This is a genomic window from Brevundimonas sp. (assembly GCF_036677305.1).
Classification (GTDB): Bacteria; Pseudomonadota; Alphaproteobacteria; order Caulobacterales; family Caulobacteraceae; genus Brevundimonas.
On sequence record NZ_JAKFEB010000175.1, the window covers coordinates 1 to 23584 of the forward strand.

Annotated in this window: 19 protein-coding genes; 7 read left to right on the top strand and 12 right to left on the bottom strand. The window is 68.2% G+C overall.

Annotated features, from left to right (window positions below):
- The 4 genes from V6M42_RS10140 to V6M42_RS10155 all read right to left on the bottom strand — a co-directional run.
- The coding region (locus V6M42_RS10140) for a TonB-dependent receptor plug domain-containing protein (RefSeq protein WP_332678382.1) at window positions 1-1837 on the bottom strand (1837 nt) is incomplete at its 3' end.
- Between the two features lie 43 nt (window positions 1838-1880).
- Window positions 1881-4181: a beta-glucosidase gene (locus V6M42_RS10145; protein ID WP_332678383.1), complete on the bottom strand. Its 2301-nt coding sequence runs from the start codon at window positions 4179-4181 to the stop codon at window positions 1881-1883.
- Window positions 4182-4206: 25 nt separating this feature from the next.
- The gene (locus V6M42_RS10150) at window positions 4207-4464 is read right to left on the bottom strand and encodes a hypothetical protein (RefSeq protein WP_332678384.1); all 258 of its coding nucleotides are present in this window, start codon (window positions 4462-4464) and stop codon (window positions 4207-4209) included.
- A gap of 118 nt (window positions 4465-4582) precedes the next feature.
- Window positions 4583-5833, bottom strand: a complete 1251-nt coding sequence (locus V6M42_RS10155; RefSeq protein WP_332678385.1) for an NAD(P)/FAD-dependent oxidoreductase — start codon at window positions 5831-5833, stop codon at window positions 4583-4585.
- A 68-nt stretch (window positions 5834-5901) separates the two neighbouring features.
- Between V6M42_RS10155 and V6M42_RS10160 the strand changes: the two genes are divergently transcribed.
- The 3 genes from V6M42_RS10160 to V6M42_RS10170 are packed head-to-tail and all read left to right on the top strand — an operon-like array spanning window position 5902 to window position 8455.
- Window positions 5902-6798 (top strand): dihydrodipicolinate synthase family protein, encoded by an 897-nt coding sequence (locus V6M42_RS10160; protein WP_332678386.1) that lies wholly within the window; start codon window positions 5902-5904, stop codon window positions 6796-6798.
- Between the two features lie 2 nt (window positions 6799-6800).
- Complete coding sequence (locus V6M42_RS10165) at window positions 6801-7802, top strand: 4-hydroxyproline epimerase (RefSeq protein ID WP_332678387.1); 1002 nt, start codon at window positions 6801-6803, stop codon at window positions 7800-7802.
- A gap of 2 nt (window positions 7803-7804) precedes the next feature.
- Window positions 7805-8455: a GntR family transcriptional regulator gene (locus V6M42_RS10170; protein WP_332678388.1), complete on the top strand. Its 651-nt coding sequence runs from the start codon at window positions 7805-7807 to the stop codon at window positions 8453-8455.
- On the opposite strand, the gene V6M42_RS10175 is transcribed toward V6M42_RS10170, so the two are convergent.
- Window positions 8452-9621: a M24 family metallopeptidase gene (locus V6M42_RS10175; protein WP_332678389.1), complete on the bottom strand. Its 1170-nt coding sequence runs from the start codon at window positions 9619-9621 to the stop codon at window positions 8452-8454. The genes V6M42_RS10170 and V6M42_RS10175 overlap by 4 nt on opposite strands.
- Before the next feature lie 79 nt (window positions 9622-9700).
- On the opposite strand from V6M42_RS10175, the gene V6M42_RS10180 reads away from it, so the two are divergent.
- Window positions 9701-10576, top strand: a complete 876-nt coding sequence (locus V6M42_RS10180) for a TSUP family transporter (RefSeq protein ID WP_332678390.1) — start codon at window positions 9701-9703, stop codon at window positions 10574-10576.
- Here the strand turns inward: V6M42_RS10180 and V6M42_RS10185 are convergent.
- The 4 genes from V6M42_RS10185 to V6M42_RS10200 all read right to left on the bottom strand — a co-directional run bounded on the left by V6M42_RS10185 (window position 10513) and on the right by V6M42_RS10200 (window position 14872).
- A complete protein-coding gene (locus tag V6M42_RS10185) occupies window positions 10513-11823 on the bottom strand; it encodes an MFS transporter (protein WP_332678391.1) in 1311 nt (436 codons plus the stop codon). The two genes, V6M42_RS10180 and V6M42_RS10185, sit on opposite strands and share 64 nt — an antisense overlap.
- A gap of 103 nt (window positions 11824-11926) precedes the next feature.
- Window positions 11927-12982, bottom strand: a complete 1056-nt coding sequence (locus V6M42_RS10190) for a 3-keto-5-aminohexanoate cleavage protein (protein WP_332678392.1) — start codon at window positions 12980-12982, stop codon at window positions 11927-11929.
- Between the two features lie 50 nt (window positions 12983-13032).
- Window positions 13033-13881 (bottom strand): TauD/TfdA dioxygenase family protein, encoded by an 849-nt coding sequence (locus V6M42_RS10195; protein WP_332678393.1) that lies wholly within the window; start codon window positions 13879-13881, stop codon window positions 13033-13035.
- Between the two features lie 13 nt (window positions 13882-13894).
- Complete coding sequence (locus tag V6M42_RS10200; protein ID WP_332658762.1) at window positions 13895-14872, bottom strand: quinone oxidoreductase family protein; 978 nt, start codon at window positions 14870-14872, stop codon at window positions 13895-13897.
- 173 nt (window positions 14873-15045) lie between these two features.
- On the opposite strand from V6M42_RS10200, the gene V6M42_RS10205 reads away from it, so the two are divergent.
- From V6M42_RS10205 to V6M42_RS10215, 3 genes are all read left to right on the top strand, one after another.
- The gene (locus V6M42_RS10205) at window positions 15046-16128 is read left to right on the top strand and encodes an AraC family transcriptional regulator (protein WP_332678394.1); all 1083 of its coding nucleotides are present in this window, start codon (window positions 15046-15048) and stop codon (window positions 16126-16128) included.
- 177 nt (window positions 16129-16305) lie between these two features.
- On the top strand, window positions 16306-18681 hold the full coding sequence (locus tag V6M42_RS10210) for a TonB-dependent receptor (RefSeq protein WP_332678395.1): 2376 nt from the start codon (window positions 16306-16308) through the stop codon (window positions 18679-18681).
- A gap of 149 nt (window positions 18682-18830) precedes the next feature.
- Window positions 18831-19817 (top strand): YeiH family protein, encoded by a 987-nt coding sequence (locus tag V6M42_RS10215; RefSeq protein WP_332678396.1) that lies wholly within the window; start codon window positions 18831-18833, stop codon window positions 19815-19817.
- 12 nt (window positions 19818-19829) lie between these two features.
- Here V6M42_RS10215 and V6M42_RS10220 read toward each other — a convergent pair whose 3' ends face one another.
- Genes V6M42_RS10220 through V6M42_RS10230 form a run of 3 tightly spaced genes read right to left on the bottom strand, consistent with a single transcriptional unit; the run spans window position 19830 to window position 23576 of the window.
- Complete coding sequence (locus V6M42_RS10220) at window positions 19830-21524, bottom strand: carboxylesterase/lipase family protein (protein WP_332678397.1); 1695 nt, start codon at window positions 21522-21524, stop codon at window positions 19830-19832.
- Complete coding sequence (locus V6M42_RS10225) at window positions 21521-22840, bottom strand: spinster family MFS transporter (protein ID WP_332678398.1); 1320 nt, start codon at window positions 22838-22840, stop codon at window positions 21521-21523. The genes V6M42_RS10220 and V6M42_RS10225 overlap by 4 nt, the downstream gene beginning before the upstream one ends.
- 19 nt (window positions 22841-22859) lie before the next feature.
- Window positions 22860-23576, bottom strand: a complete 717-nt coding sequence (locus V6M42_RS10230) for a TetR/AcrR family transcriptional regulator (protein WP_332658861.1) — start codon at window positions 23574-23576, stop codon at window positions 22860-22862.
- Window positions 23577-23584: the final 8 nt, after the last annotated feature.

The window sequence follows — 23584 nt, forward strand, 5'->3', positions numbered from 1 at the left end:
CCGTATAGCCCTGGAAGATGGTGGGCTGGTTGGTCGGACTGACCGGCTGGCCCGGGTCGTAGCCGGGATTGGGAACCATCTCGCCGGCCTGGCACTGGTTCTGGTTCATCACCACGTCGATCGCCTTCCACTGCGCCGAGCAGCCGTCAGGATCGGTGGCGCCCATTCCGGCGTAGAAGTCGGAGAACAGGTGGAAATTCTCGATCTCGACCTCGCGGGCGCTGTGCCGCAGGCCGACGTCGATCTGGGTGATGAAGCCCAGCAGGCTGTCGCCCTGGAACTCATAGGACCCGTCGGCCCGAGCCACGGTCAGTTCGGACTCATTGTCCTGGTTGCCCTCGGACGAGAAGGCGCCGACCGCATAACTGCCCAGATTGGCCATGTAGTCGGCCAGCGGACGGTTCCCGAGCCCGCCGGCGATCGGCCGGTCGAAGCCGCTCCAGACCGTCCTGTCGCCGCCGATGTTCAGATGAACCAGCGGATCCTGGCCGATGCCCATCGGATTGGGATTCACATAACGGCCGCCGTTCGATCCGACCACGCCGTTGGAATAGCGTGACGCCGGGAATGTCGCAGCGATGCTCGCGGGATAGAACGGCCCCCGCGTCCGATCCAGGGGGTCGCGGAACAGGGTGAAGGTGCGGTCGGGAGAATACTGCCAGTCTGACAGGTCGCCCTGCACCTGACCGTTCATGCTCAGCATCGACGCCTCGCCGTGAATCGCACGGGCCGAGAACCGGAAGGGCCCGCCCTTGTCGTACTTCAGGTCGAGGTTGACGTTGTTGGTCTCGTTCTCGGTCGTGCGGTTGACGGTGAACGAGTTCAGCCACCAGACATCGAGATCGTACTCCGTGACGTCGAGCCAGGGATTGCCGTTGCCCCCGTTGACCCCGGTCGTTTCGAAGGCCGTCGGGGTCGTCCAGGTCAGTCCGCTCCAGCGATTGGAGATGTTCAGGCCGGCGGCCCGGTTATGCTCTTCCATCTTGGTGTAAAAGATCTCGCCCGTCAGTTCGAAGCCGTCGTCGATCTGCCAGGTGAAGGCGCCGTTGAAGCCGAGCTTCTTCCGCTCGACGACCCGGTTGAAGCTGTCGTAGCCATGCGGCGCGATCCAGTTGTCGTCCGCACCGCCCCAGTCGTTGTTGCCGAAGACGCCTCCGGAGACGCCGGAGTAGTTGTTGCCCAGATTGGACTCGCTGACGACCAGCGATCCCATGACGCCGAAGCGGTCATCGCGCCAGTTGAGCAGGCCGTTGAACATATAGTCGTCTTCGCGGGTCTGCTCGCCGGTGGCGTATTCCAGCGCGGTGGCTGCGGTCAGCCCCTCGGAAAAGTCGAACGGGCGACGGGTGCGCAGATCGATCGTGCCCGAGATGCCGGAGACGGCGTTTCTGACGTCCATGGACTTGAAGACGACGATGGATCCCATCAGTTGGGCCGGCACGTCGTTCAGGTTGGGCTGGGCGGAGCCCAGATTGCCCGGGCTGAGATATTGCTCGCCGTTCAGCAGGGTGACCACCTGGGGCAGGCCGCGGATGTTGACGGTGGCGCCCTCCCCGGCGTTGCGCTGGATCTGGATCCCCGCGATCCGTTGCAGGGCGTCGGCCACCGTCACGTCCGGCAGCTTGCCTATGTCTTCGGCGGAGATGGCGTCGACGAGCGCGGTCGTATCGCGCTTGATGTCGATCGACTGCTCCTGGGAAGCGCGGATGCCCGTGACGATGACCTCGTCCAGGGTCGATTCATCCTGGCCCGGGTCCTGCGTCTGCGCCAAGACCGGAGAACTCAACGCGGTGCTGGCCAGCAGGGCCGCCAGCGCCGTTGTCCTGTACTGTCTCATCCCGTTTCCTCCTCTGGCCGCCTCTTGACGTGCGGCCTTGTCCTCAGGGCTGTAGTGTTCGTTCCGTCAGGTTCGCGCGACCGGCGACCGCTTCGTCCAGGGCGTGGCGCGCCACAGTCACGCGATAGGCGCCGCCCGTGATCCGCCAGCCCGGCAGGGTGGTGTCGTAGCTGGCCAGAATGCGTGGTTCGGTTGTGATCGTGACGCGCCGCGTCTCCCCCGGTTCGAGCGTCAGCTTCGTCCAGCCTGCAAGGCGGCGGGGCCGATCCGAGCCCTCGGCCGACACATAGACTTGGGGCGTGTCCGATCCGGCGCGGCGGCCGGTATTGGTGACATCCAGGCTGACGCTGAGCGTGTCCCCGTCGGCGATCTCGAGATTGGAGTAGCGGAACTCGGTGTAGCTGAGCCCGTGGCCGAACGGGAACAGCGGCCTGTGGCCCTCCCGCTCGTACCAGCGATACCCGGCGTCGGCCCCTTCGACATAGTCGACGGCGAAGGCCTGCAGGCCCACAGCGGGGCCGGCGCCGGGGTTGGAGGCCGCGGCGTCTGACGCCTTCAACTCGGCCAGACCGGGGGCGACGGGCCTGGGCGCCTGCTCGGCCGCGCGCGGGAAGGTCATCGGCAGTCGGCCCGAGGGATTGATCTCGCCGAACAGGATGCGGGCGATGGCCTCGCCGCCGCGCTGGCCCGGATACCAGGCCTGGACCACCGCCGGCACGGCGTCGATCCAGGGCATGAGCACGGGCCCGCCGGTCTCCAGCACCACCACGGTCCGCGGGTTGGCGGCCGCCACTGCGCCGATCAACGCGTCCTGACCGTCAGGCAGGGACAGCGATTCGACGTCCTGCGCTTCGGTGGTCCACTGGGTCGCGAATACGACGGCGACATCCGCCTCGCTCGCGGACCGGGCGGCGGCGGCGGCGTCGTCACCGGCGACGAACGCGACCTCGGCCTCGGGCGCCAGGGCGCGGATCGCGGCCAACGGCGAGGACGCGTGATAGGTGACCCGGGCGAACGACGCGGCCGCGCCGGAGGTCAGCGGAATCTCGATAGGCGCGCCGCCGACGCTGCGCACCTGTGACGACCCGCCGCCCGACAGCACGCCGACGTCGGCGTTGCCGCCGATGACGACGATCCGCCGGGCCGTCCTGGCCAGCGGCAGGACCTCGCCGTCGTTCTTCAACAGAACGATGCCGTTCTCCGCCGCCCGCTGGGCGACATCGGCGTTGGCGGCATAGTCGATGGGCTGGGGCGTCGTGACCACGGGAGCGTCCAGCACTCCGGCGTCGATCAGGCCGGTGAGAACCCGGCTGACCATGTCGTCCAGCCGCGCCTCGGGGATACGGCCGGCCTCGACCGCGGCGGCGAAGGGCGCGCCGAAGAAGATGGCGCTGTCCAGCTCCTGTCCGGATTCCTGATCCAGGCCGCTGAGAGCCGCCTTCTCGGTCGAATGCACCGCCCCCCAGTCCGACATGACCCAGCCCGGATAGGCCCAGTCGCGCTTCAGCACCTGGTTCAGCAGGAAATCGTTCTCGCAGGCATAGTCGCCGTTGACCCTGTTGTAGGCGCACATGACCGAACCGGGCCGCCCGCGCTCGATGGCGATCTGGAACGCCAGCAGGTCGCTCTCGCGCAGATGAGCCTCGCTCATCCGCGCATCCATGATCATTCGCCCCGTCTCCTGGGCGTTGAAGGCATAGTGTTTGACCGTCGCGACGATGCGGTTCGACTGCACCCCGCGGATGTGTTCGCCGGCCATCACCCCGGCGAGCAGCGGATCCTCGCCGAGATATTCGAAATTGCGCCCGGCCCATGGGTCGCGGGTCAGATTCACCCCGCCTGCGAGCAATACATTGAACGTCTTGGCGCGGGCTTCAGCGCCGATCATGGCGCCCCCCGCCCGGGCGATCGCCGGATCGAAGGTCGCGGCTGTCGCCAGGCTTGACGGCAGGGCGGTGGCGACATCGCCCCTGCGTTGCTCCACCTGGTTCGCGACGCCCAGGCTGGCGTCGCTTTCCCGCAGCGTCGGGATGCCCAGGCGAGGAATGCCCGGCACATGGCCGGCCGATGGAATCATGTCGGCGACGGGCGCGCCGGGCGTCCGATCCGCCATCGGAGGGAAGTAGCCGTGGATCAGCTGAAGCTTCTCTTCGCGCGTCATTCGCGCTGTCAGGGCTGCGGCGCGGGCCCGGGCATCCGTCGCGGCGCCGTCCGTCTGCACGGACGGGTCGGCCCTGGCCTCGGCATGAACCAGGCCGGGGGCGGCGATGACGCCAGCCGCCAGCAGCGCCACGAGGGCGCTGGAATGCCGGCGGAACAACATGGCCCTGGCGGACGAACGCATCTGGTCTCCCGAAACAGTCGGGCGATCAAGCGTCGGCGTCGGCAAGACCTGGAACGTCGACAACCTGCTGCGCAACGCCGGCGGCGCTGCGAGCCAACTCGGACCAGACGGCCCTGACGATGTTGCTGTCGTAACCTGACGGCGGGTTAGGCAAGCGGCGATCCGAACCTTGTCGCGGGTTCATTTCGGCGCCTGAGCCGTAAAGTTGTTCTCCGGCCTCCCTCCCTTCTGCTTCCTCGCCCCGAAGGTCTTCGCCTTCTGGAGCATTCAGATAATCACGCATTGAGAGCGTTCACAACCACAAACCCGCCACAAATTGTTACGGTCGAAGAACCGTGTGATTTCAGAGTTCTGTCATGGGTAAACAACGCGATCGGCGGGCCTGAGGAGCGATTCCGACATCACTGTCGCCGGTTGAACCGCTCGATCCGGAACGGCTTCAGGTCGATGGCCGGGTCGCGGTTTTCCGCGAGCGACGCCGTGAGTTCGGCGGTGATCGCCGCCATGGTCAGACCCAGGTGCTGATGCCCGAAGGCGTAGAGAATGCGCGGTTCGTGTTCCAGCCTGCCGATCGCGGGCAGATAGTCGGGCAGGGTCGGCCGCGGCCCCACCCAGCGGTCAGGATCCGGCGAAAAGCGGATGCCGAGATCCGAGAGTCTTTGCTGCAGGGCGCGCCATTTACGCGGGTCTCCGGGCGCGTCGGGCGAGCCGAACTCGACAAAGCTGGAGGCGCGCAAACCGCTGGTGAAGCGCGACACCACCATGGAATGGTCCTCGAACACCGTCGGCGGCAGCGCTTCGTCCCAGCCGTGTTCGGCGCTCTGCACCGAATAGCCGCGCTCGCCGATCACGGGCGCATCGACGCCGAGCCCGCGCATCAACCGGCCGGCCCACGCGCCGGCTGCAACCAGCGCGCCCTCCGCCTCGTGACAGGGGCCGCCTTCAAGGTGCGCCACGACGCGGGCGCCGCATGAGAGACGCTCGACCCGGGCATGGACCACCTCGCCGCCGCGCGTCCGGAACGCGGCCATGAGGGCGTCACGGGCGGCCTGCGGTTCGCTGACCTGGGCTGTGCCGGAGAAACGAATGCCCGCGACGGGGGCGCGCGCCATGACGTCCGCATAGGTTTCCAGTTCGTCCGTCGACATCGGCCGGAAGGCGGCGCTGCCCGTTGCGGCTCCGTCCCAACTCCGGCGACCCGCCTCGGCCGTGCGGTCGGACATCCAGACGACGGCGTGGCCTTCACGGCCGACGACATCGGGCGAACCGGAGAACTCCGCCAGCCGCCTCCATGCCGGCAGGGCCTGGGCGAGGATGGCGGTCAGGGCCGCCTGCCCTCGCGCGTGACGCGCCGGACCGGAAGCGGCGATGAAACGCGCCGCCCAGGGGAGCCACAAGGGGGCGTCCCGCCAGCGGAAATCGAGAGGCCCGCCCAGACCGAACAGCCGCTTGGGAAAAGCCCTGAGGCTTTCGCGCGACGCCAGCGGCGAGACCTGTTCGGCCGCAATATGGCCGATGTTGCCGAATGACGCCCCTCGCCGGGGATCGCCCGGATCGATCAGGGTCACGGCGAAGCCCGCCGCCTGCAGACGCAGCGCCGAGGCGGCGCCCACCAGACCGCCGCCGATCACGAGATAGGACTTCGGCTGCATCGGCGTCCGTTGCCTCGACCTGAAGATCGTATACGATAATGGCTTAAATCGTTGGAAGCGAGGACCCGATGTCGATTTCCTGGGAGGGCGTGATCCCCGCCGCCACGACGCAGTTCGCGGCGGACTTCTCGGTCGATTTCGACTCCACGGCGGCCGTGCAGGACGGGCTGATCCGCGACGGCGTCCACGGCCTGATCGTCATGGGCACCGTGGGCGAGAACAACTCGCTGGACGCCGACGAGAAGCGCGCCGTCCTGGCCGCGACGGTGAAGACGGTCGCCGGTCGCGTCCCCGTCATCGCCGGGGTTGCCGAGCTGGACACCCGCCGCGCGGCGGCCTTCGCCCGGGACGCCGAGGCTATCGGCGCCGACGGCCTGATGGTCCTGCCCGCCATGGTCTATGTGCCGACCCAGGCCGAGCTCGCCGCGCATTTCCGGACCGTGGCCGAGGCCACCAGCCTGCCGATCATGCTCTACAACAACCCGCCGGCGTACCGCGTCAGCATCGGCTTCGAGGCCCTGCACGCCCTGTCGGACCTGCCCCATGTCGTCGCCCTCAAGGAGAGCGCGCCGGATACGCGCCGCTTCACCGACCTGCTCAATGAGTTCGGCGACCGTTACGTCCTGTTCGCCGGGCTGGATGACGTGGCGCTGGAAGGGCTGATGCTGGGCGCGCGCGGCTGGGTTTCGGGCCTGACCAACGCCTTCCCGAAGGAGTCCCTGGCCCTGTGGGACGCCTTCAAGCGGGGGGACATGACCACGGCGCTCGCCATCTACCGCTGGTTCATGCCCCTGCTGCATCTCGACGCCGACCATGACCTGGTCCAGTCGATCAAGCTGGCCGAACAGATCATGGGCCGGGGCCACGAACGGGTCCGCCCGCCTCGCCACCCGCTGATCGGCGCCCGCCGGGCCGAGGTCGTCGCCATGGTCGAGAAGGCCGCCGCCACCCGGCCGGTGCTGTAGCCGTGGCGCGCCACGTCTTCCGCTGCATCGACGGCCACACCGCCGGCAATCCCGTGCGTCTGGTGATCGAGGGCGCGCCCGCGCTGACGGGAGACACCATGAGCGCGCGGCGGCAGGACTTCATGGCCCGCTACGACTGGATCCGCACCGGCCTGTGCTTCGAGCCGCGCGGCCACGACATGATGAGCGGCGGCTTCCTCTATCCGCCGACCACGCCGGAAGCCGATGTGGGCATCCTGTTCATCGAGACCAGCGGCTGCCTGCCGATGTGCGGGCATGGGACCATCGGCATCGTCACCTTCGCGCTCGAACACGGCCTGATCACGCCGCGCACGCCCGGCAAGGTCGTCGCCGAGGTCCCGGCGGGCGTGATCGAACTCGACTATGTCCGGGAGGGCGGGCGCGTCCGTTCGGTCCGCATTCGCAACGTCGCGTCGTGGCTCGACCAGCAGGGCATCGAGATCGACGTCCCCGACTTTGGACCGTTGACGGTCGACGTCGCCTACGGCGGCAATTTCTACGCCATCATCGAGCCCCAGGGAGCCTACGCCGGGCTCGACGCCCTCGGCGCCGCCCGCATCCTGCAGCTGTCGCCGGTCATCCGTTCTCTGGTGCGCGAGGCCTTCACCCCTGTGCATCCGCTCGACCCGACCATCCGGGGGGTCTCCCACCTGTTGTGGGCCGACAGGCCGCGGGGCCAGGGCGCCGACGGCCGCAACGCCGTCTTCTACGGCGACAAGGCCATCGACCGCAGCCCGTGCGGCACCGGGACCTCGGCGCGACTGGCCCATCTGCATGCGACCGGCCGCCTGCCGCTCGGCCAGGCCTTCGTCCACGAAAGCTATATCGGCAGCCGTTTCACCGGCCGCGTCGAGGCCGAGACAGAGGTCGGCGGCCGCCCCGCCATCATCCCCTCTGTCGAGGGGTCGGCCATCGCCACGGGCCTGAACGAGATCTGGATCGACGACGAGGACGTCTTCGCCCACGGTTTCCAGGTGGTCTGAGGATGACCAGCCGCGCGCCGCGTCCCCTGCCCGACCGGATCTTCGCCGAGGCCCGCGAGCGAATCCTGTCCGGCCGCCTGCCCGCCGACGCCCCGATCCGCCAGGACGCCCTGGCGCTGGAACTGGGCGTCAGCAAGATTCCGCTGCGCGAGGCCCTGGCGCGGCTGGAAAGCGAAGGGCTGGTCGTTTCCCACCCCAACCGCGGCTTCATTGTCCGCCCCCTGTCGCGCGCCGACGCCGAGGACGTCTTCGACCTGCGCCTGCGCATCGAACCCAACGCCTGCGTACTGGGCGCGCTTGAGGCGGATCAGGCCGCGCACGACGCCGCGCGCGAGGCCTTCGCGGCACTGGACGCCGCGCTTCGCAACGGTCTCGCCGACATCGGACGGCGCAATCGCGAATTCCACCTGGCGCTGGTCCGGCCGTCCCGGCGCGGCGTCACCATCGAGACGGTCGACCGATTGCTGGCCCTGTCCGAACGCTATGTGCGGGTCCACCTCGGCGAGCACCGCCGGCTGGACCGCGCCAGCCACGAGCATGAAACCCTGCTGCAGGCCTGGCTGGACCGTCGGACCGAAACCGTCCGCCGCGAGGCCCGCACGCATATCCGCGCGACCCTGATCGACCTTCGAGCCCAGTTGCCGGAAGCCTAGGCGGGCCAGGCCGGAACGTCGGCGAAGGGTTCGTCCAGACTGTGCTGCGGCCGGGTGAACCACTCGGGCCCCGTGTCGGTCATGTGGAAATGATCCTCCAGCCGGACGCCGAACTTGCCCGGCACGACGATCATCGGCTCGTTCGAGAAACACATGCCCGTCGCCAGCGGGGTGACGTCGCCCTTCACGAGATACGGTCCCTCGTGGATATCCAGACCGATCCCGTGGCCCGTGCGGTGCGGCAGGCCGGGCAGGCTGTAGCCGGGGCCGAAACCGTCGGCCTGCAGCGACCGTCGCGCCGCCGCGTCGACAGCCTCGCAGGCTGCGCCCGGCCGGGCGGCCTCGAAGGCCGCGGCCTGGGCCCGCTTTTCGGCCTCCCACACGATCCGGACCTCGGGCGTCGCCTCGCCGAACACATAGGTCCGGGTGATGTCCGAGCTGTAGCCGTCGATCCGCGTGCCGGTGTCGATCAGCACCACGTCGCGGGGCGCCAGGGCCCGGTCGCCCTCGCCTCCGTGCGGCAGGGAGGTGTCCTCGCCGAAGGAGACGATGCAGAAGGAATTGCCCGATCCGCCCAGGGCGCGATGCTGGTCGTCGATGAACCGGACCACCTCCGAGGCGCGCTGGCCGGCGCGAAGCTGCTCATGGGCGCGGCGGTGGACCTCGATCGTGATCGCCTTGGCGTGGCGCATCAGGGCGATCTCGGCCGGCGATTTCCGGCTCCGCAGCGGATGGATCAGGGGGGCGGCGTCTACGAGGCGCGCATCGTCGATCTCCGCCCGAAGGCTGCGATACATGGCCAGGGCCATCCGCTCGTCGACGGCCAGACGGCCCTTCCCCCCGATCCGGTCCGCGACCAGCCGCCAGGGACTCTGGTCCTCCTCCCAGGTCAGGATCTCGCCGGGCAGGGTGATCAGACCCTCGATCTTCTCCAGTTCAAAGCGCGGGGTGATGTAGTCGAGCCCGCCCGAGGCATGAACCACGGCGCCCACGAGGCGCTCGGACGGATACCAGTCCAGACCGGTGAAATAGCGGAGGCTCGAGGTCGAACCGAGCAGCACCGCCTCCACGCCCGCTGTCTCCATCTCTCGCCGAAGGCCGGCCATGCGGGCCTGTCGCTCGGCCGCTCCGATCGGGGCCGGCGCCGATCCTGATACGCTCGCCATCATCCGCTCCCGTCCCGCCAGATTGAGTATCGTATACGATCGTGCTCAGGTGGGCGACGAACGGCAAGGGGGGAAGACCTTGGTCCTGACAATTCTGCTGACCGCGCTCGCCCTGCTGGCGACGGCCTTCATCGGGGTGCTGGGGCGGGCCGCCCTGAAGCGCCGGACCGGCGCGCCCGGACCGGAGGCGATCCTCCTCGGCGCGGTCGCCAATTTCTTCGACACCCTGGGCATCGGCTCCTTCGCTCCGACGACAGCGTGGCTCCGGTTCCGCAAGATGACGCCGGACAGTTTCATCCCTGCGACCCTGAACGTGGGCCATGCCCTGCCGACCATGGTGCAGTCGGCCGTTTTCCTGGTGCTGCTGGGCGTGCACGTCGACCCGACGCTGCTGGTGGCGTGCATCCTCGCGGCCGTCGCCGGCGCCGTGGTCGGAGCGCCGCTGATGGTCCGGGCGCCGGTTCGCGTGGTGCAGGGGATCGTCGGCGTCGCCCTGCTGATCGCCGCGGCCCTCTACGCCATGAGCAACCTCGACCTGATGCCGATCGGCGGAACCGCGACAGCGTTGGAGCCGCGCCTGCTCTGGATCGCCGTCGCCGCCCATTTCGTCATGGGCATGCTGATGGCCTTCGGGATCGGCCTCTACGCCCCGTCCCTGATCCTCCTCAGCCTGCTGGGTCTCGATCCTCGCCTGGCCTTCCCGGTGATGGCCAGCGCCTGCGCCTTCCTGATGCCGACGACCGGCTTCCGCTACATCCACGCCGAGCGCATCGATCTGCGGATCGTGATCGGCATCGCGCTCGGCGGGATTCCGGCCGTTCTCATCGCCGCCTTCCTCGTCAAGGAGATGCCGATCGAGCCGCTGCGCTGGGCGGTCGTGATCGTGGTCCTCTACGCCGCCGTGCTGCTGCTCAGGGCGGCGTTCTCGGCCCGGCCGGACAGATCGCTGAGGTAGTTGCGCCGGGCAATCCAGAAGACCAGCGCCGCCGCGATGCTGATCAGCGGAATGACCTGGAAGGCGACGTCCAGACCCAGCCGGTCCGCCAAGGCGCCCGTCGCGATCGGCCCGGGGGCCAGACCCAGCAGATTGTTGGCCAGGGTCAGGGCCGCGAAGGCGGCGCCGTGAACCGCGGCGTCGGTCAGATTGGCGACCATCGCGCCCGACGGACCTGTGACCCCCGCGGCGACGAACAGCCCGGCGGCGATGACCAGCAGCTGCGTCGGGCCGGCCGGCATGCGGAAGGCGATCGACAGCAGGACGCAGCACAGCAGGCAGAGAACGATCGCCAGCGTCGCCTTGCGCTCTGGCGCGCGTCGGCTCAGCCGGTCGCTGAACATGCCCCACAGGACCATGCCCGCGCCGCTGAGCAGCAGCAGGCCGGCCGCGGTCACAGCCGCCTTGTCGGGGGCCATGCCGTGATAGCGGTTCAGATAGCTGGGCATCCAGACGATCATCGCGCCGCTGATGAACAGCTGCAGGCCGCTGCCGACGTAGGCGCACAGGACGGACGGGGTCGAAACCAGGCTGACGAGGCTGCGCCGGAAGCTGGGCCGCGGCGCGCCCGCGACAGCGGTCGTCTTCGGACCGGTGATGCGGGATTCCCGAACGATCAGGGGATAGAGGATGGCGAGGACCAGGCCGAATACGGCCATGGCGGCGAAGGCGGCGCGCCATCCGAACTGGGCGGCGAAAACCCCGCCCAGCGCCACGCCCAGGACCGAGCCGGCCATGCCGCCGGCCATGAAGGCGCCGGCCAGGGTCGCGCGCATGTTCACGGGAAAGACGCTGATGACCACGGCGATGCCGACGCTGCCGTAGGCCGCCTCGCCCAGTCCGACGAGGAAGCGGGCCAGCAGCATCTGGTCGAACGACTGGGCCACGGCGCAGCCCAGGGTGGCCAGGCTCCACAGCACCGCCATGGCGACGATGCTGCGCACGCGGCCGAACCACTCGGCCAGCAGGGACAGGGGGAAGGTCAGCAGGCCGACCATGAGGGCGACGATGCCGCTCAGCGAACCCAGCTGGGTGTCCGTCAGCGCCCATTCCGCCTTCAGCAAGGGGAAGACGGCGTTCAGCACCTGGCGGGACATATAGTCCGAGATCAGCAGCCCGAAGGTCAGGGCGAAGATCACCCAGGCATAGCCGAGCGGCACCTTCACAACGGGTGTGTGCGCGTCAGCGGTGACGGAGTGGGTCGCCATAGGTCAGTTCCGGTCTCAACGGTCGATAGCACAGGCCCTTCACGGGCCGGCGACTTCGCCGGGATCAGGGCCCCCCGACCCACGCGATCCCGGCGAAGGAGCGTCAGCCCGCCACGCGAAGCGGCAGGCCACGCTCGCCCGGCTGGCGGTTGGGCGGCCAGCCGATCCTTGCAAGGGTTTCGTCGGCGCTCTTGTAGGTCTCGCCCAGCCTGTAGATGCGGCGGGCGTCCTCGCCGGTGGCGACGTCCCGATAGAGTTCGCGCGAGATGCGGACGATCTTCTCGATCTGCTGCACCGAGGTCATGCGTTCGCCCTTGCGGCCCCAGAGATTGTCCTCGATGCCGACGCGGGCGTGCAGCCCCATGGCGATGGCCATGGCGTTCAGCGGGTAGATGCTGCGCATGAGGCCCTCGATGGTCAGCACCGAGCCTTCCGGGCAGCGGTTGATGAACTCCATCATGTTGCGCGGGTTGGGGCCGTCGAGGCCGCCGCCGATGGCGACCCAGTTGAGCACCAGCGGACCGGTGTAGACGCCGCGGCGGACCAGGCGTTCGACCGTCTCCAGCTGGCCGACGTCGCCCAGCATGAAGTGCGGCTGGATGCCCGAGGCCTGCAGACGCTTGAGGTGCTCCTCGACGAAGGCCGGCCCCGACGGGATCGTCATCTCGCGATAGGCCTCGCGATAGGCCGGTTCGCCCATGGAGGTTCCGCCGACGTCGTCGTCGGTCAGAAGCTCCATCACATTCATCTGGTTGACGTTGATGGCGATGGTGACCTGGTCGGGCTTGGGATCCAGCTCAGCCAGCATGTGGCGAGCCTCGTCGCCCAGCCATTTGGCGTCCTTGCCCTCGCCCTCGGGGGCGAAGGAGATGGACCCGCCGACCTGGAGGATCATGTCCGGCACCGCGATCCGCAGGCGGCCGAGCAACTCGTTGAACATCGACAGACGTTTGGAGCCCTTGCCGTCCAGTTCGCGGACGTGGACGTGCAGCACGGTGGCGCCCGCGTTCCAGCAATCGACGGCCTTCTGGACCTGTTCGTCCATGGTCACGGGGATGTCGTCGGAATCCCGGGGGAAGAACGACGGCGCATAGGGCGCCACCTGGATCACCAGCGGCTCCTGGTTTTCGGGGAGCAGGGAGTCGTCAAGGAAACGCATTGGGGGAGTCCTCCATATGGGTCGACCCGTGTGTTCCGGGCCGTGTCGGGTCAGTAGGGTTTGCAGCCGATGATGGCGGCGCGTTCCATCTTGCGGACGGCCGGCCAGTAGTCCTGGACCGCGTAGTGCTGGGTGCAGCGGTTGTCCCAGATGGCCACGCTGTTCTTCTTCCAGCGCCAGCGGACCTGGTATTCGGGGATGGCGGCGCGGCCGATCAGATAGGTGAGCAGGTCCGAAGCGCCCGGCGCGAAGTCCTGGCCGTAGCGGACGTTCCCGGGCCGGTGGAAATTCACGAAATGGGTGGCGAAGCCGCTGACGTAGAGCACCTTCTCGCCGGTCTCCGGATGGATGCGAACGACGGGATGCTCGGCGTCGGGATAGGCGGCCTTCAGCGCATGCCGCTTCTCGATCGGCATGGCGGCGCCGAACGAGGCCTCGATGCTGTGGCGCGCCCGCAGGTCGGCGATCTGCGTCTTGATGTGGTCGGGCAGATCCGCCCAGGCCTGGGCCATGTTCACCCAGATGGTGTCGCCGCCGACATCCGGGGTTTCGAGGCAGCGCAGCACGGCGCCCATAGGCGGGATTTCGCGCCAGGTCGCGTCGCAGTGCCAGGCGTTCTCATAGTGCTCCGGCGGGCTGTCGAGATCCTTGTAGATGCGGACGAGGCCCGGATTCTCCGGGTCGCTGCCGACGACCGGATGATCCTCCAGCTCGCCGAAGCAGCGGGCGAAGGCGACATGGTCGGCGGAGGTGATGTCCTGATCGCGCAGGAACAGCACCTTGTGCTTCAGCAGCAGGGCCCTGATCTCGGCGAACAGCGCGGGATCGCGGGCGGCGTCGGCCAGGCTGACGCCTTCCAGTTCAGCGCCGATGTTACGTGTCAACGGGTGGACGAGCATCGGCGCGGTTTCCTCAGATCACGAAGATGGAAGAGCCGGTGGTCTTCCGGGCTTCCAGGTCGCGGTGGGCCTGGACCGCATCCGCCAGCTCGTAGCGCTGGTTGACCTCGATCCTGATGCGGCCGGCGGCGACATGGCCGAACAGTTCGCCGGCCAGTTCGGCCCTCTCGGCCGGGTCGGCGATGTAGTCGGCCAGGGCCGGGCGGGTGACGTACAGCGAGCCCTTGATGGCCAGTTGCAGCGCGTCGATCGGCGGGATGGGGCCCGAGGAGGTGCCGACGCAGACCAGCATGCCGCGGCGCCTTACCGAATCCAGCGAGCCGGCGAAGGTGTCCTTGCCGACGGTGTCATAGGCCACCGCGACGCCGACGCCGTCGGTGATCTCGCGCACCCGCCTGGCCACGTCCTCGTGGTCGTAGCGGATGATGTGGTCGCAGCCGTGGGCGCGGGCCAGTTCTTCCTTCGCCTCGGTCGAGACCGTACCGATGACGGTCAGGCCCAGCAGCCTGGCCCACTGGCTGACGATCAGGCCGACGCCGCCGGCCGCCGCGTGCAACAGGATGGTGTCGCCGGCCTTCAGGGTCGGGCAGATCCGGCGCAGCAGGTAGGAAGCGGTCAGGCCGCGCATGGTCATGGCGGCGGCCGTCTCGAAATCGATCGCCTCCGGCAGCTTGATCAACGATCCGGTCGGCATGACGCGGGCGGTGCTGTAGGCGCCCAGCGGGCTGCCTGTGTAGGTGACCCGGTCCCCGGCCTCAAAGCCCTCGACGCCCTCGCCGACGGACTCGATCACGCCCGCGCCCTCGACGCCGATCCCGCAGGTCGGCTTCACGGGATAGTAGCCGGTGCGGAAATAGGTGTCGGCGAAATTCAGGCCGACGGCGGCGTGCTGGACACGCACCTCGCCCGGGCCCGGGGCGCCCACGAACGTGTCCTCATACTGGAGAACCTCCGGTCCTCCGGTCTCGTGAAACAGTACGGCTTTTTGCATTCTACTGGGTCTTCCGACGGGGGCTTGCAGGGCGGAACGGTACGGGCCGTTACCGCGCCACGCTCGCCATCCGGCGACACACGCTTTTCATTTCACGACACTGGGAGTAGGTGGGTTCCGCGTCTCGCGCCGCTTTCGCGGTGCGCCGGCGTCGCCGGGCAACGGACTTCCGCATGAGCACCCTGATACGCGCCGCGGGCCTTACCAATTACGTCAATGTGGCGTGCCAGGTCGGGCTCAATCCCCGGACCCTGTTGCGCAAGGTCGGGCTGAGCGAGGCCGCGCTCGCCGATCCCGATCTTCGCGTTTCGTCGAGTACTGTCGTCGCCCTGCTGGAAGAGTCGGCGCATGAATCCCGCTGTCCGACCTTCGGTCTGCGCATGGCGGAGGCGCGCCAGCTGTCGGACTTCGGAGCGATGAGTCTGCTGCTGACTCATCAGGCGACCCTCGGCGACGCCCTGCGCACCACGATAGCCTATCGCCACCTCTTCAACGAGGCGGTGGCCATCCATCTTGAGGAAGTCGGGGACACTGTGATTGTCCGGACGGAGGTGGTGACTGACGCCTCCGCCTCGTCGCGGCAGGCCACGGAATTGGCCCTCGGCGTCCTGTTCCGGATGTGCAGCGCGCTGCTGGGCTCCCACTGGCGGCCGTACAGCGTCAATTTCTGCCACGCGGCGCCGCCGGACCTGCAGGTGCACCGTCGCATCTTCGGAACCGCCGCGAAGATAGAGTTCAACAGCGACTTCAACGGTTTTGTCTGTTCCGCCGCGGACCTGAAACAGAAGAACCCCACCGCGGACCCGGTCATGGCCCGGTACGCGGAGCGTTTCCTGGAAACGCTTCCGGTGCCCAACGATCTGTCGGTCCTGCGGGACGCGCGCCTGGCGATCTATCTCTTCCTGCCGATGGGGCGCGCGACGATCGAGCTGGTGGCGCAGGCGGTCGGCCTGAACGTACGGACATTTCAGCGGCAGCTGGAGGAAGCCGGCTCGACCTTCTCGGACCTGCTGACGGAAGTCCGCCGGGACCTTGCGCTCCGCTATATCCAGAACGAGCGGTATCCCCTCGGGCGGGTCGCCGAATTGCTGGGCTACGCCATGCCCAGTTCCTTCACCCGCTGGTTCACCGCGCAGTTCGGAATGGCTCCGGCCCAGTGGCGCGCCGAGAATATCCGCAAGCGCGCGGCATTGGTCCGCCCCGGGGAACCGCACGGGCGCAACAGGCGCAAGCGCGGGACCCGGACAGCGTCGTAACTTCTGGCGGCTTTCCAGTCCGGGAATTCCTGGCGGCGCCGGAAGTCCCGGTCGCCATATGCCAAGTCCGTGTCGCGAAATGAAAAGGGCCTCCCCCCGGGCGATGACAGGTTGCCGTTACTTGAGCGGTGTTCGACCGCCGGAAACAGGCCCGATCAACGGGCCATGGGGAAACGTATGAAGGTTCGTCACGCATGGCTGCTGGCTGCTGTGTCGGCGCCGGCAATGCTCGCCGCCGTCGCTTCGCACGCGCAGGAGGCTCCTCAACCGAGCACGCTCGATGAGGTCATCGTCACCGCCCAGAAGCGGGAACAGGCTCTTCAGGAGGTGCCCATCTCGGTGACCGCCCTGACGACGGAAACGCTGCAGGAAGCCGGCGTCGTCGACATGAACAGCATCTCGGCGCTGGTTCCGTCGCTGAAGACGCAGGTGAGCTTCCAGCCGGTGGCGCAAGCCTACCGGATACGCGGCATCGGCTCCGAGCCCAGCATTCCGACATTCGAGCCGGAAGTCGGCCTGTTCATCGACGGCGTCTACATGCCCCGCTCCGGCCTCGGCGTGGGCGATCTGGTCGATGTCGCGCGGGTCGAGGTCCTGTCGGGGCCCCAGTCGACCTTGTACGGCAAGAACGTCAACGCCGGCGTGATCAACGTCGTGACCGAGGCGCCGGCCGAGGATTTCGAGGCCAGCTTTGCCGGGACCCTGTCCCAGTTGCAGGGCGGCCGCGACGCGACCGCCGTCCGTCTGGCCGGCTCGATTTCCGGCCCGGTCACCGACGACGTCCGCTTCCGCGTGACCGGCGTGACCTATGATCAGGACCACACCTACGAGAACCTGGTGGCCGGCGCCGGCGACGCCAACAGCATGCACCGCTACGCCGTGCGCGGCGAGCTGGCGATCGACCTCGGCGAAACGACGACCCTTCGTGTCGCCGCCGCCCGCAGCGAGATCTACGACACCGAGGCGATCAACCCGGAAATCTTCGTCCAGCCGACCTCGAGCTATCCGGCGGGACCGGGCGACAACACGATCTGGACCCTCCAGGGCCTCCTCGGCCCGATGTTCGGCGTGTCCCGCTGCCCGAACACCGACAGCCGGGACCGCGTCATCTGCACCACCGACCCGACCCACACCGAGGGTTTCAACAACCTGATCTCCGCGACGCTGAACAGCGAGATCGCCGGCCTTGATTTCACGTCGATCACGGGCTGGTCCGACTACCGCTCGCGCACCACGACCTCGGACGTGGCCCAGACACAGCTTCCCCTGATCACCTATTTCGACACCCAGTCGGGAGAGGTCTTCAGCCAGGAATTCCGCCTGGCCTCGCCCGGCGGCGAGACCGTGGAGTGGCAGGCCGGCGCGACCTACCTGACCACCGAGTTCAATCGCGGCGATCACGGCCGGACCCCGACCTTCGTCATGGGGCCGGCGGCTCGCTTCGTGCCGCTGGGCGCTCCGGCTCCCGCCGCCGCGCGCCTCGGGCAACCGGGAGACCAGGGCTTCCTGGATTCCAACTCGTCGTCCGAATACTACGCCGCCTTCGGACAGGCGACGTGGCGCATCAGTGAACAGTTCGCCCTCACCGGCGGCCTGCGCTGGCAGCACGAGTCCAAGGAAGCCTCGGTGAACAACCGCTTCGTGAACTCGCCGGCCAACCCGCTGGGCATCAACGCCCTGAACGTCCTGCTCACGCCATCGTCGGTGAACGGATCCGTGGCGATCCCGGACATGGACAATGTCGTGGGCGCCCTGACCGGCGAATATCACCCGAACGAAGACACCATGTTCTATGCGACCTGGTCGCACGGGGCGAAGTCGGGCGGGGCCAACATCGGCTTCGGCAACGCGCCGCTCGCGGCCCGTCCGTTCAAGCCGGAAAGCGTCGACAACTATGAAGTCGGGCTGAAGGTCGATCTGCTGGACAAGCGCGCGCGGCTCAGCACCGCAGCCTTCCATGCGGTCTACGACGACTACCAGAACGCCGGGTTCATCGGCGCCCAGTTCAACGTCAACAACGCCGAGGAAGTCGTCGTCGACGGGGTGGAGTTCAACGGCGCCTTCGTCATCGCCGATGGTCTGAACCTGACCGCCAGCGCCACCTGGCTGGACTCGCGCTACGAGAAATACACCGGCGGCGCCTGCCACGCTCCGTTCCCGCAGGCGCCCGCGCCCGCGCCCATCTCCTGCGACCTGTCCGGCAAACCCCTGCCCATCGCCCCCGACCTGAGCACCTCGATCGGCCTCGACTACGAGCGCCAGGTCGCCTGGGGCGAGGTCTACGCTCGCGGGGACTGGGCCTGGTCGTCGGAGTATTTCACCAACACCAACCTCGATCCGCGTCTGGTCCAGGAAGCCTATTCGCTGGTCAACGTCCGGCTCGGGTTCCGGACCGTGGATGGCTATGACTTCTCGCTGTTCGCAAACAACCTCTTCGACGAGGCGGTCGTCGTCCAGGACGCCGTCACCACCCTGTTCGGCAAGGACCCGTCCTACCAACGCTTCCTCGCTCCACCGCGTGAGATCGGCGTGACGGTGCGCAAGGCGTTTTAAGCGGACGTCTCCTGACAGTTCCTGATACTCGTGGCGCGGCTGTTCACAGCCGCGCCATCTTTTTTTGAAGTGACGACCCCGTGAAAGCCGCCCTGCCCTCGTCCCCTGTCCCGTTATCCCTCGCCTCGGCTCTGGCGTTCGGGCGTGAAGTGAGGCCCGGCGTAGCGCTGTGCCTTGCAGTGACCATGGCCGCCGTCGGCCTGACCAGCCTCGAGCAATATCTGACCGGAGGCGTCTGGCTGGAGACGCTCGTGCTGGCGATTCTGCTCGGCGCCGGAGTCCGTGCGGTCTGGACGCCCAATCCCGGCTTCAACGCCGGCATCGCCTTCAGCGCCAGGACCTTGCTGGAAATCGCCGTGGTGCTGCTGGGCGCGTCCGTCAGCGCGGCGACCCTCTCGTCTCTCGGGGTGCCCCTCGTGTTCGGCATCTTCGTCCTGGTGGCGCTGACGATCCTGGTCGGCTTCGCCATAGGGCGACTGATGGGTCTGAATACGCGGATGGCCCTGCTGATCGCCTGCGGCAATGCGATCTGCGGCAACTCGGCGATCGCCGCTGTCGCCCCGGTGATCGACGCCGACGGCGAGGAGGTCGCGACGTCCATCGCCTTCACGGCGGTGCTCGGGGTGGTGGTGGTGCTGACCCTGCCCATCCTCGGCGGCCTGCTTCTCATGACGGACATGCAGTACGGCGTGCTGGCCGGGCTGAGCGTCTATGCGGTGCCGCAGGTTCTCGCCGCGGCCGTGCCGTTCGGTTTCGCCGCAATCCAGACCGGGACGGTGGTCAAGCTGGTGCGGGTGCTGATGCTGGGGCCGGTGATCCTGGCCCTGTCGCTGCTGTTCCGGGATCGCAGCAAGCCCCCCGGCCGGCCAGGCCTGCATCGTCTGCTGCCCTGGTTCATCGTCGGTTTCGTTCTGATGATCGGCCTGCGGTCCCTGGGCCTGATCCCGCAAACCTTCCTGCTTCCGATCGCGGCGGCGTCCAGCCTTCTGACCGTGATCTCCATGGCGGCGCTGGGACTGCAGACCGACATCCGCGCGGTGGCGCGCGCCGGCGGTCGGGCCATCGCGACCGTGACGCTGTCGCTGATCGCGCTCGTCTTGCTGGGCCTGTCGCTGATCCGCCTGCTGGAGCTGTAACGGATCGGCGGCTCAGAGCCCGCGAGCCTTGCCGTCGTCGCAGCTTCCCGCCTGAGCGGGCAGTTTCGGCGACGCCAGGCCGGTGTTCCAGTTCCATCCGAGTTCGCCGCCGGCCCGACGCCGGCACATCGCCTGTTCGTGCAGAGCGAACATGCCGGGGAACAGCCCCTCGCCCGGAACCGGGGCTTCCCGGAAAGCGATATAGGCGCCCGGGGAGCCGTAGGCCGCCCACTCCGGGCCATTTGCGGCGCGCGGGGCGCCGGTGCGGGCGAAACTGACCCAGTAGTCGACCATGGCCGCGGACAGGGCCGCTTCTTCAGCGGTGTCGGGAATCTTCGGCCATAGCGGAGGCGTCCGCTCCAGCATGCCGAACATGTAGGGCAGTTCGCTGGCGTGGAAGCCGTGCAGCCCCGCCGCCTCCATGGCCGGATAGCCATGGTCGAACAGGTAGAGGAAAGACGGCTGACCGATCGCGGTCTGGTTCCGGACGAGCCGCTCGGCCGTCCAGCCATACAGGGCGTCCCGGGTGTTCGCGAGGATGCTCTCGCCCATGTTCGCGGCGGGATAGAGCCGCAGGAATTCGTCGGCCAGGTCGCCGTAGCGGTCGCGGATGACGCGTTCGTATTCGGCCGCGCTCGCGGGCGTGGGCGGCGCGAGGAACCGCAACGACCGGATTTCGCCGCTGTTGAACCCGGCCAGGACCGGAACCGGCGCCTGCTCGCCCCGGTCGAACACATCGACCAGCTGCCCCGGCAACAGCACGCCGTCGACCGCTCCGAAGGGCGCGAAGCCACTTCGGGCCGCATTGTCCGTCAACACCTGGGGGTCCATGCCCCGCAGCACCCTCAGGCTGGGCGCCTGGAGGACACGCGCCAGGTTGGTTCCCGCGGTTTCCGCGGCCGGCGCGCCGAACCGGGCCTGCTTCAGTTCCGGCGTGGAGATCATGTAGGCGCTCTGCGCGATCGCCTTGGCGAACAGGCCGCGGGCCAGCGGCGAGGCCATCAGATACATGACGCTGAGGCCGCCGGCGGATTCGCCGGCGATGGTCACATTGTCCGGGTCGCCGCCGAAGGCGCTGATGTTCCGCTGGACCCATCGGAGAGCCTCGATCTGGTCCATCAGGCCGTAGTTGCCCGAGATCCCGACCGGCGACTCTGCGCTCAGGTCCGGATGCGCCAGATAGCCCAGCACGCCCAGGCGATAGTTGATCGACACCACCACTGCGCCTTCGGCCGCCAGGGTGGAGCCGTCATACAGCCGCTCCTTGCTGGAACCGGCCACCAGCGAACCGCCATGGATCCAGACGATGACCGGAGCCTTGCCCGCGGTGGACGGAGTCCAGACGTTCAGGGACAGACAGTCCTCGCTCGTGGCGCCGAGGGTGTCCGAGTAGATGTGCGGCGCGCCCGGCGTCGGTTGAATGCAGGCGGGCCCGAACGCGCCCGCGTCGCGGACGCCCGACCATCGCGGCGCGGACAGCGGCGGCCGCCAGCGGTTCTGGCCCACGGGCGGCGCGGCGTACGGAATGCCCTTGAAGGCGAGCACGTCGCCGACGGCCCGACCGCGCAGCGCGCCGGCCGGAGCGGTCACCTCCGGCGGCCCGGCGTCCGATCGTGCCGGGCTCGCGACCGCACCGGCGCCGAACGCTCCGAAGAACAGGGCTCCCGCCGCGAGAGCCGAGGCATGACGCCTGGACGATCGGGTCATTGAGCCCCTCCCGCCCGCGAGGTGTCGCGTCCCAGAACCTTCGCCAGCCACAGGAACAGGGCGATGGCGGCCAGATAGAAGGGCGTCAGCGCATAGAGCGCGATCTGCAGCGAGTTTTCCGGATGGGCCGCGCGGAAGAAGTCGCTGGCGTAGCCGACGATGGTCGGACCCACGCCCATACCGACGAAATTCATCACCAGCAGCAGCAGGGCGCCGGACATGACGCGCTGGTCCGGTCGGACCTCCGCCTGGACGAGGGCCACCGATGACGACAGGTAGAAATAGTTGAGGAAGGTCGGACCGATCAGGAAGGCCAGCGCCAGCGGCCAGGTCGGGGCCCAGACGAAGGCGAGATAGAAGGGTATGGCCAGCGCCAGCGACAGGGCGGGGAGCACGGCGTAGGCCTGTTTCGAACGACGCGTGAACCGGTCGATCAGCCAGCCGGACACGAAGATGCCGCCGCTCATGCCGATGCCGACGACGAGCGCGTACCACAGCGCCACATCCTGCAGCGTCATGCCCTTTTCCCGCATCAGGAAGAGGGTGGCGAAATTGCCGAGCCCATAGGTGATGATCTGGGTGACGCCGCTGCCCGCCGAGGCGAGCACAAGCGAAGGCCGCGAGAAGAACATGCGCACTGTCCCCCAGAAGCTCGCCTTCTCGGCTCCGACGGCGTTGGCCGGGTCCAGACCGCCCCGCTTGGGCTCCTTGACGACGAACATGACCGCCGCCGCCGCGACCAGTCCCACCGCGCCGATCACGACAAAGGCCAGGCGCCAGCTGAACGCCGCGGCGATGGACGCTCCGAAGGCGATGCCCAGGGCCGCGCCGATCGGCGGGCCCAGGTTGTAGATGCCCAGCGCCATGCCGCGCCGTCCCGGGGGGAAATAGTCGGTGATGATCGCGTACGAGGGCGGCACGCCTCCGGCCTCTCCGAAGCCGACGGTCATGCGGGAGACGGCCAGCTGACCGAAGTTGCGCGACAGGCCGCAGGCCATGGTGGCCGCGCTCCAGATGCCGCAGGCGATGGCCAGCACCGCCACCCGGTTGGTCCGGTCCGCCAGCCAGCCCACGGGAATGGCGATGAAGCAGTAGAAGAATGCGAAATAGAGCCCGCCCAGCAGTCCCAGCTGGCTGTCGGTGATGTGCAGCGTGTCCTGGATCGGCTTGGCCAGGATCGACAGCAGCTGCCGGTCGAGGAAGTTCAGGACATAGATGAACCACAACGCGCCCAGCGCGACCCAGGCCCTGGAACCGACGCCTCCGGTCCCCGCGGAGTGCGGCACGGCGGGGGCGATCGCATCGGTCTGGCTCATGGCGTTTCCTTGGCCTCAGCTAGTTGTCGGTGTGGGTCGGGCCGGACGTCTTTCGTCGCTCGGCGGCGCGGCCTTCGCAGATGCCGATAAAACCGTGGGCCATGAAGGCGGCCATCCGCGTCTTGATGGCGTCGAAGTCGTCCGATCGGCACAGGCCGCCGGACAGATGATCGATGCGGCCCGTGCGCGCGAGCGTCAGGGTCAGCGCCCCGGTGACGAAGTGATAGCCCCAGAAGATGTCTTCATCCGCGCAGTCGGGCATCGCCTTCTTCAGCAGGCCGACCAGCCGCAGGACCACCGGATCGTACAGACGGTCCATCACCTCGGCGCCCCAGGCGGGGGTGTTGTTGATCTGGGCGCTCAGCGCGCCGAAATTCCGCCAGCCCTCGCCGCCGGTCGAATAGGTGTCGAGGTCGGTGTCGAGGAAGGCGCGCAGGGCGCCCTCGACCGTCGGCTTGCCGTCGACGGAGGCCTCATAGGCGTCCAGCGCCTCCATCCGGCGGCCCACGGTGATCGGCGCGCGCCGCGCCATGACCTTGTCGAAGACTTCCTGCTTGTCGGTGAAATAGTAGTGCACCAGCGACTTGTGCACTCCCACCTTGTCGGCGATGTCCTTGACCGTCACCCCGTGCAGGCCATGTTGCGAGAACAATTCCTCGGCCGCGTCCAGGATCTGCTCGAGACTTTCGGCGCGTTGCTCGGCCTTGCGGCGCGGAGTGCGGACGGGCGTGGACATGACCTGAA

Bases quoted from the DNA above. Each gene is read 5' to 3' on its own strand.
- V6M42_RS10145 (WP_332678383.1), bottom strand. From the start codon at position 4,181: ATGCGTTCGTCCGCCAGGGCCATGTTGTTCCGCCGGCATTCCAGCGCC.
- V6M42_RS10150 (WP_332678384.1), bottom strand. From the start codon at position 4,464: ATGCGTGATTATCTGAATGCTCCAGAAGGCGAAGACCTTCGGGGCGAG.
- V6M42_RS10155 (WP_332678385.1), bottom strand. From the start codon at position 5,833: ATGCAGCCGAAGTCCTATCTCGTGATCGGCGGCGGTCTGGTGGGCGCC.
- V6M42_RS10160 (WP_332678386.1), top strand. From the start codon at position 5,902: ATGTCGATTTCCTGGGAGGGCGTGATCCCCGCCGCCACGACGCAGTTC.
- V6M42_RS10170 (WP_332678388.1), top strand. From the start codon at position 7,805: ATGACCAGCCGCGCGCCGCGTCCCCTGCCCGACCGGATCTTCGCCGAG.
- V6M42_RS10175 (WP_332678389.1), bottom strand. From the start codon at position 9,621: ATGGCGAGCGTATCAGGATCGGCGCCGGCCCCGATCGGAGCGGCCGAG.
- V6M42_RS10185 (WP_332678391.1), bottom strand. From the start codon at position 11,823: ATGGCGACCCACTCCGTCACCGCTGACGCGCACACACCCGTTGTGAAG.
- V6M42_RS10190 (WP_332678392.1), bottom strand. From the start codon at position 12,982: ATGCGTTTCCTTGACGACTCCCTGCTCCCCGAAAACCAGGAGCCGCTG.
- V6M42_RS10195 (WP_332678393.1), bottom strand. From the start codon at position 13,881: ATGCTCGTCCACCCGTTGACACGTAACATCGGCGCTGAACTGGAAGGC.
- V6M42_RS10200 (WP_332658762.1), bottom strand. From the start codon at position 14,872: ATGCAAAAAGCCGTACTGTTTCACGAGACCGGAGGACCGGAGGTTCTC.
- V6M42_RS10205 (WP_332678394.1), top strand. From the start codon at position 15,046: ATGAGCACCCTGATACGCGCCGCGGGCCTTACCAATTACGTCAATGTG.
- V6M42_RS10210 (WP_332678395.1), top strand. From the start codon at position 16,306: ATGAAGGTTCGTCACGCATGGCTGCTGGCTGCTGTGTCGGCGCCGGCA.
- V6M42_RS10220 (WP_332678397.1), bottom strand. From the start codon at position 21,524: ATGACCCGATCGTCCAGGCGTCATGCCTCGGCTCTCGCGGCGGGAGCC.
- V6M42_RS10225 (WP_332678398.1), bottom strand. From the start codon at position 22,840: ATGAGCCAGACCGATGCGATCGCCCCCGCCGTGCCGCACTCCGCGGGG.
- V6M42_RS10230 (WP_332658861.1), bottom strand. From the start codon at position 23,576: ATGTCCACGCCCGTCCGCACTCCGCGCCGCAAGGCCGAGCAACGCGCC.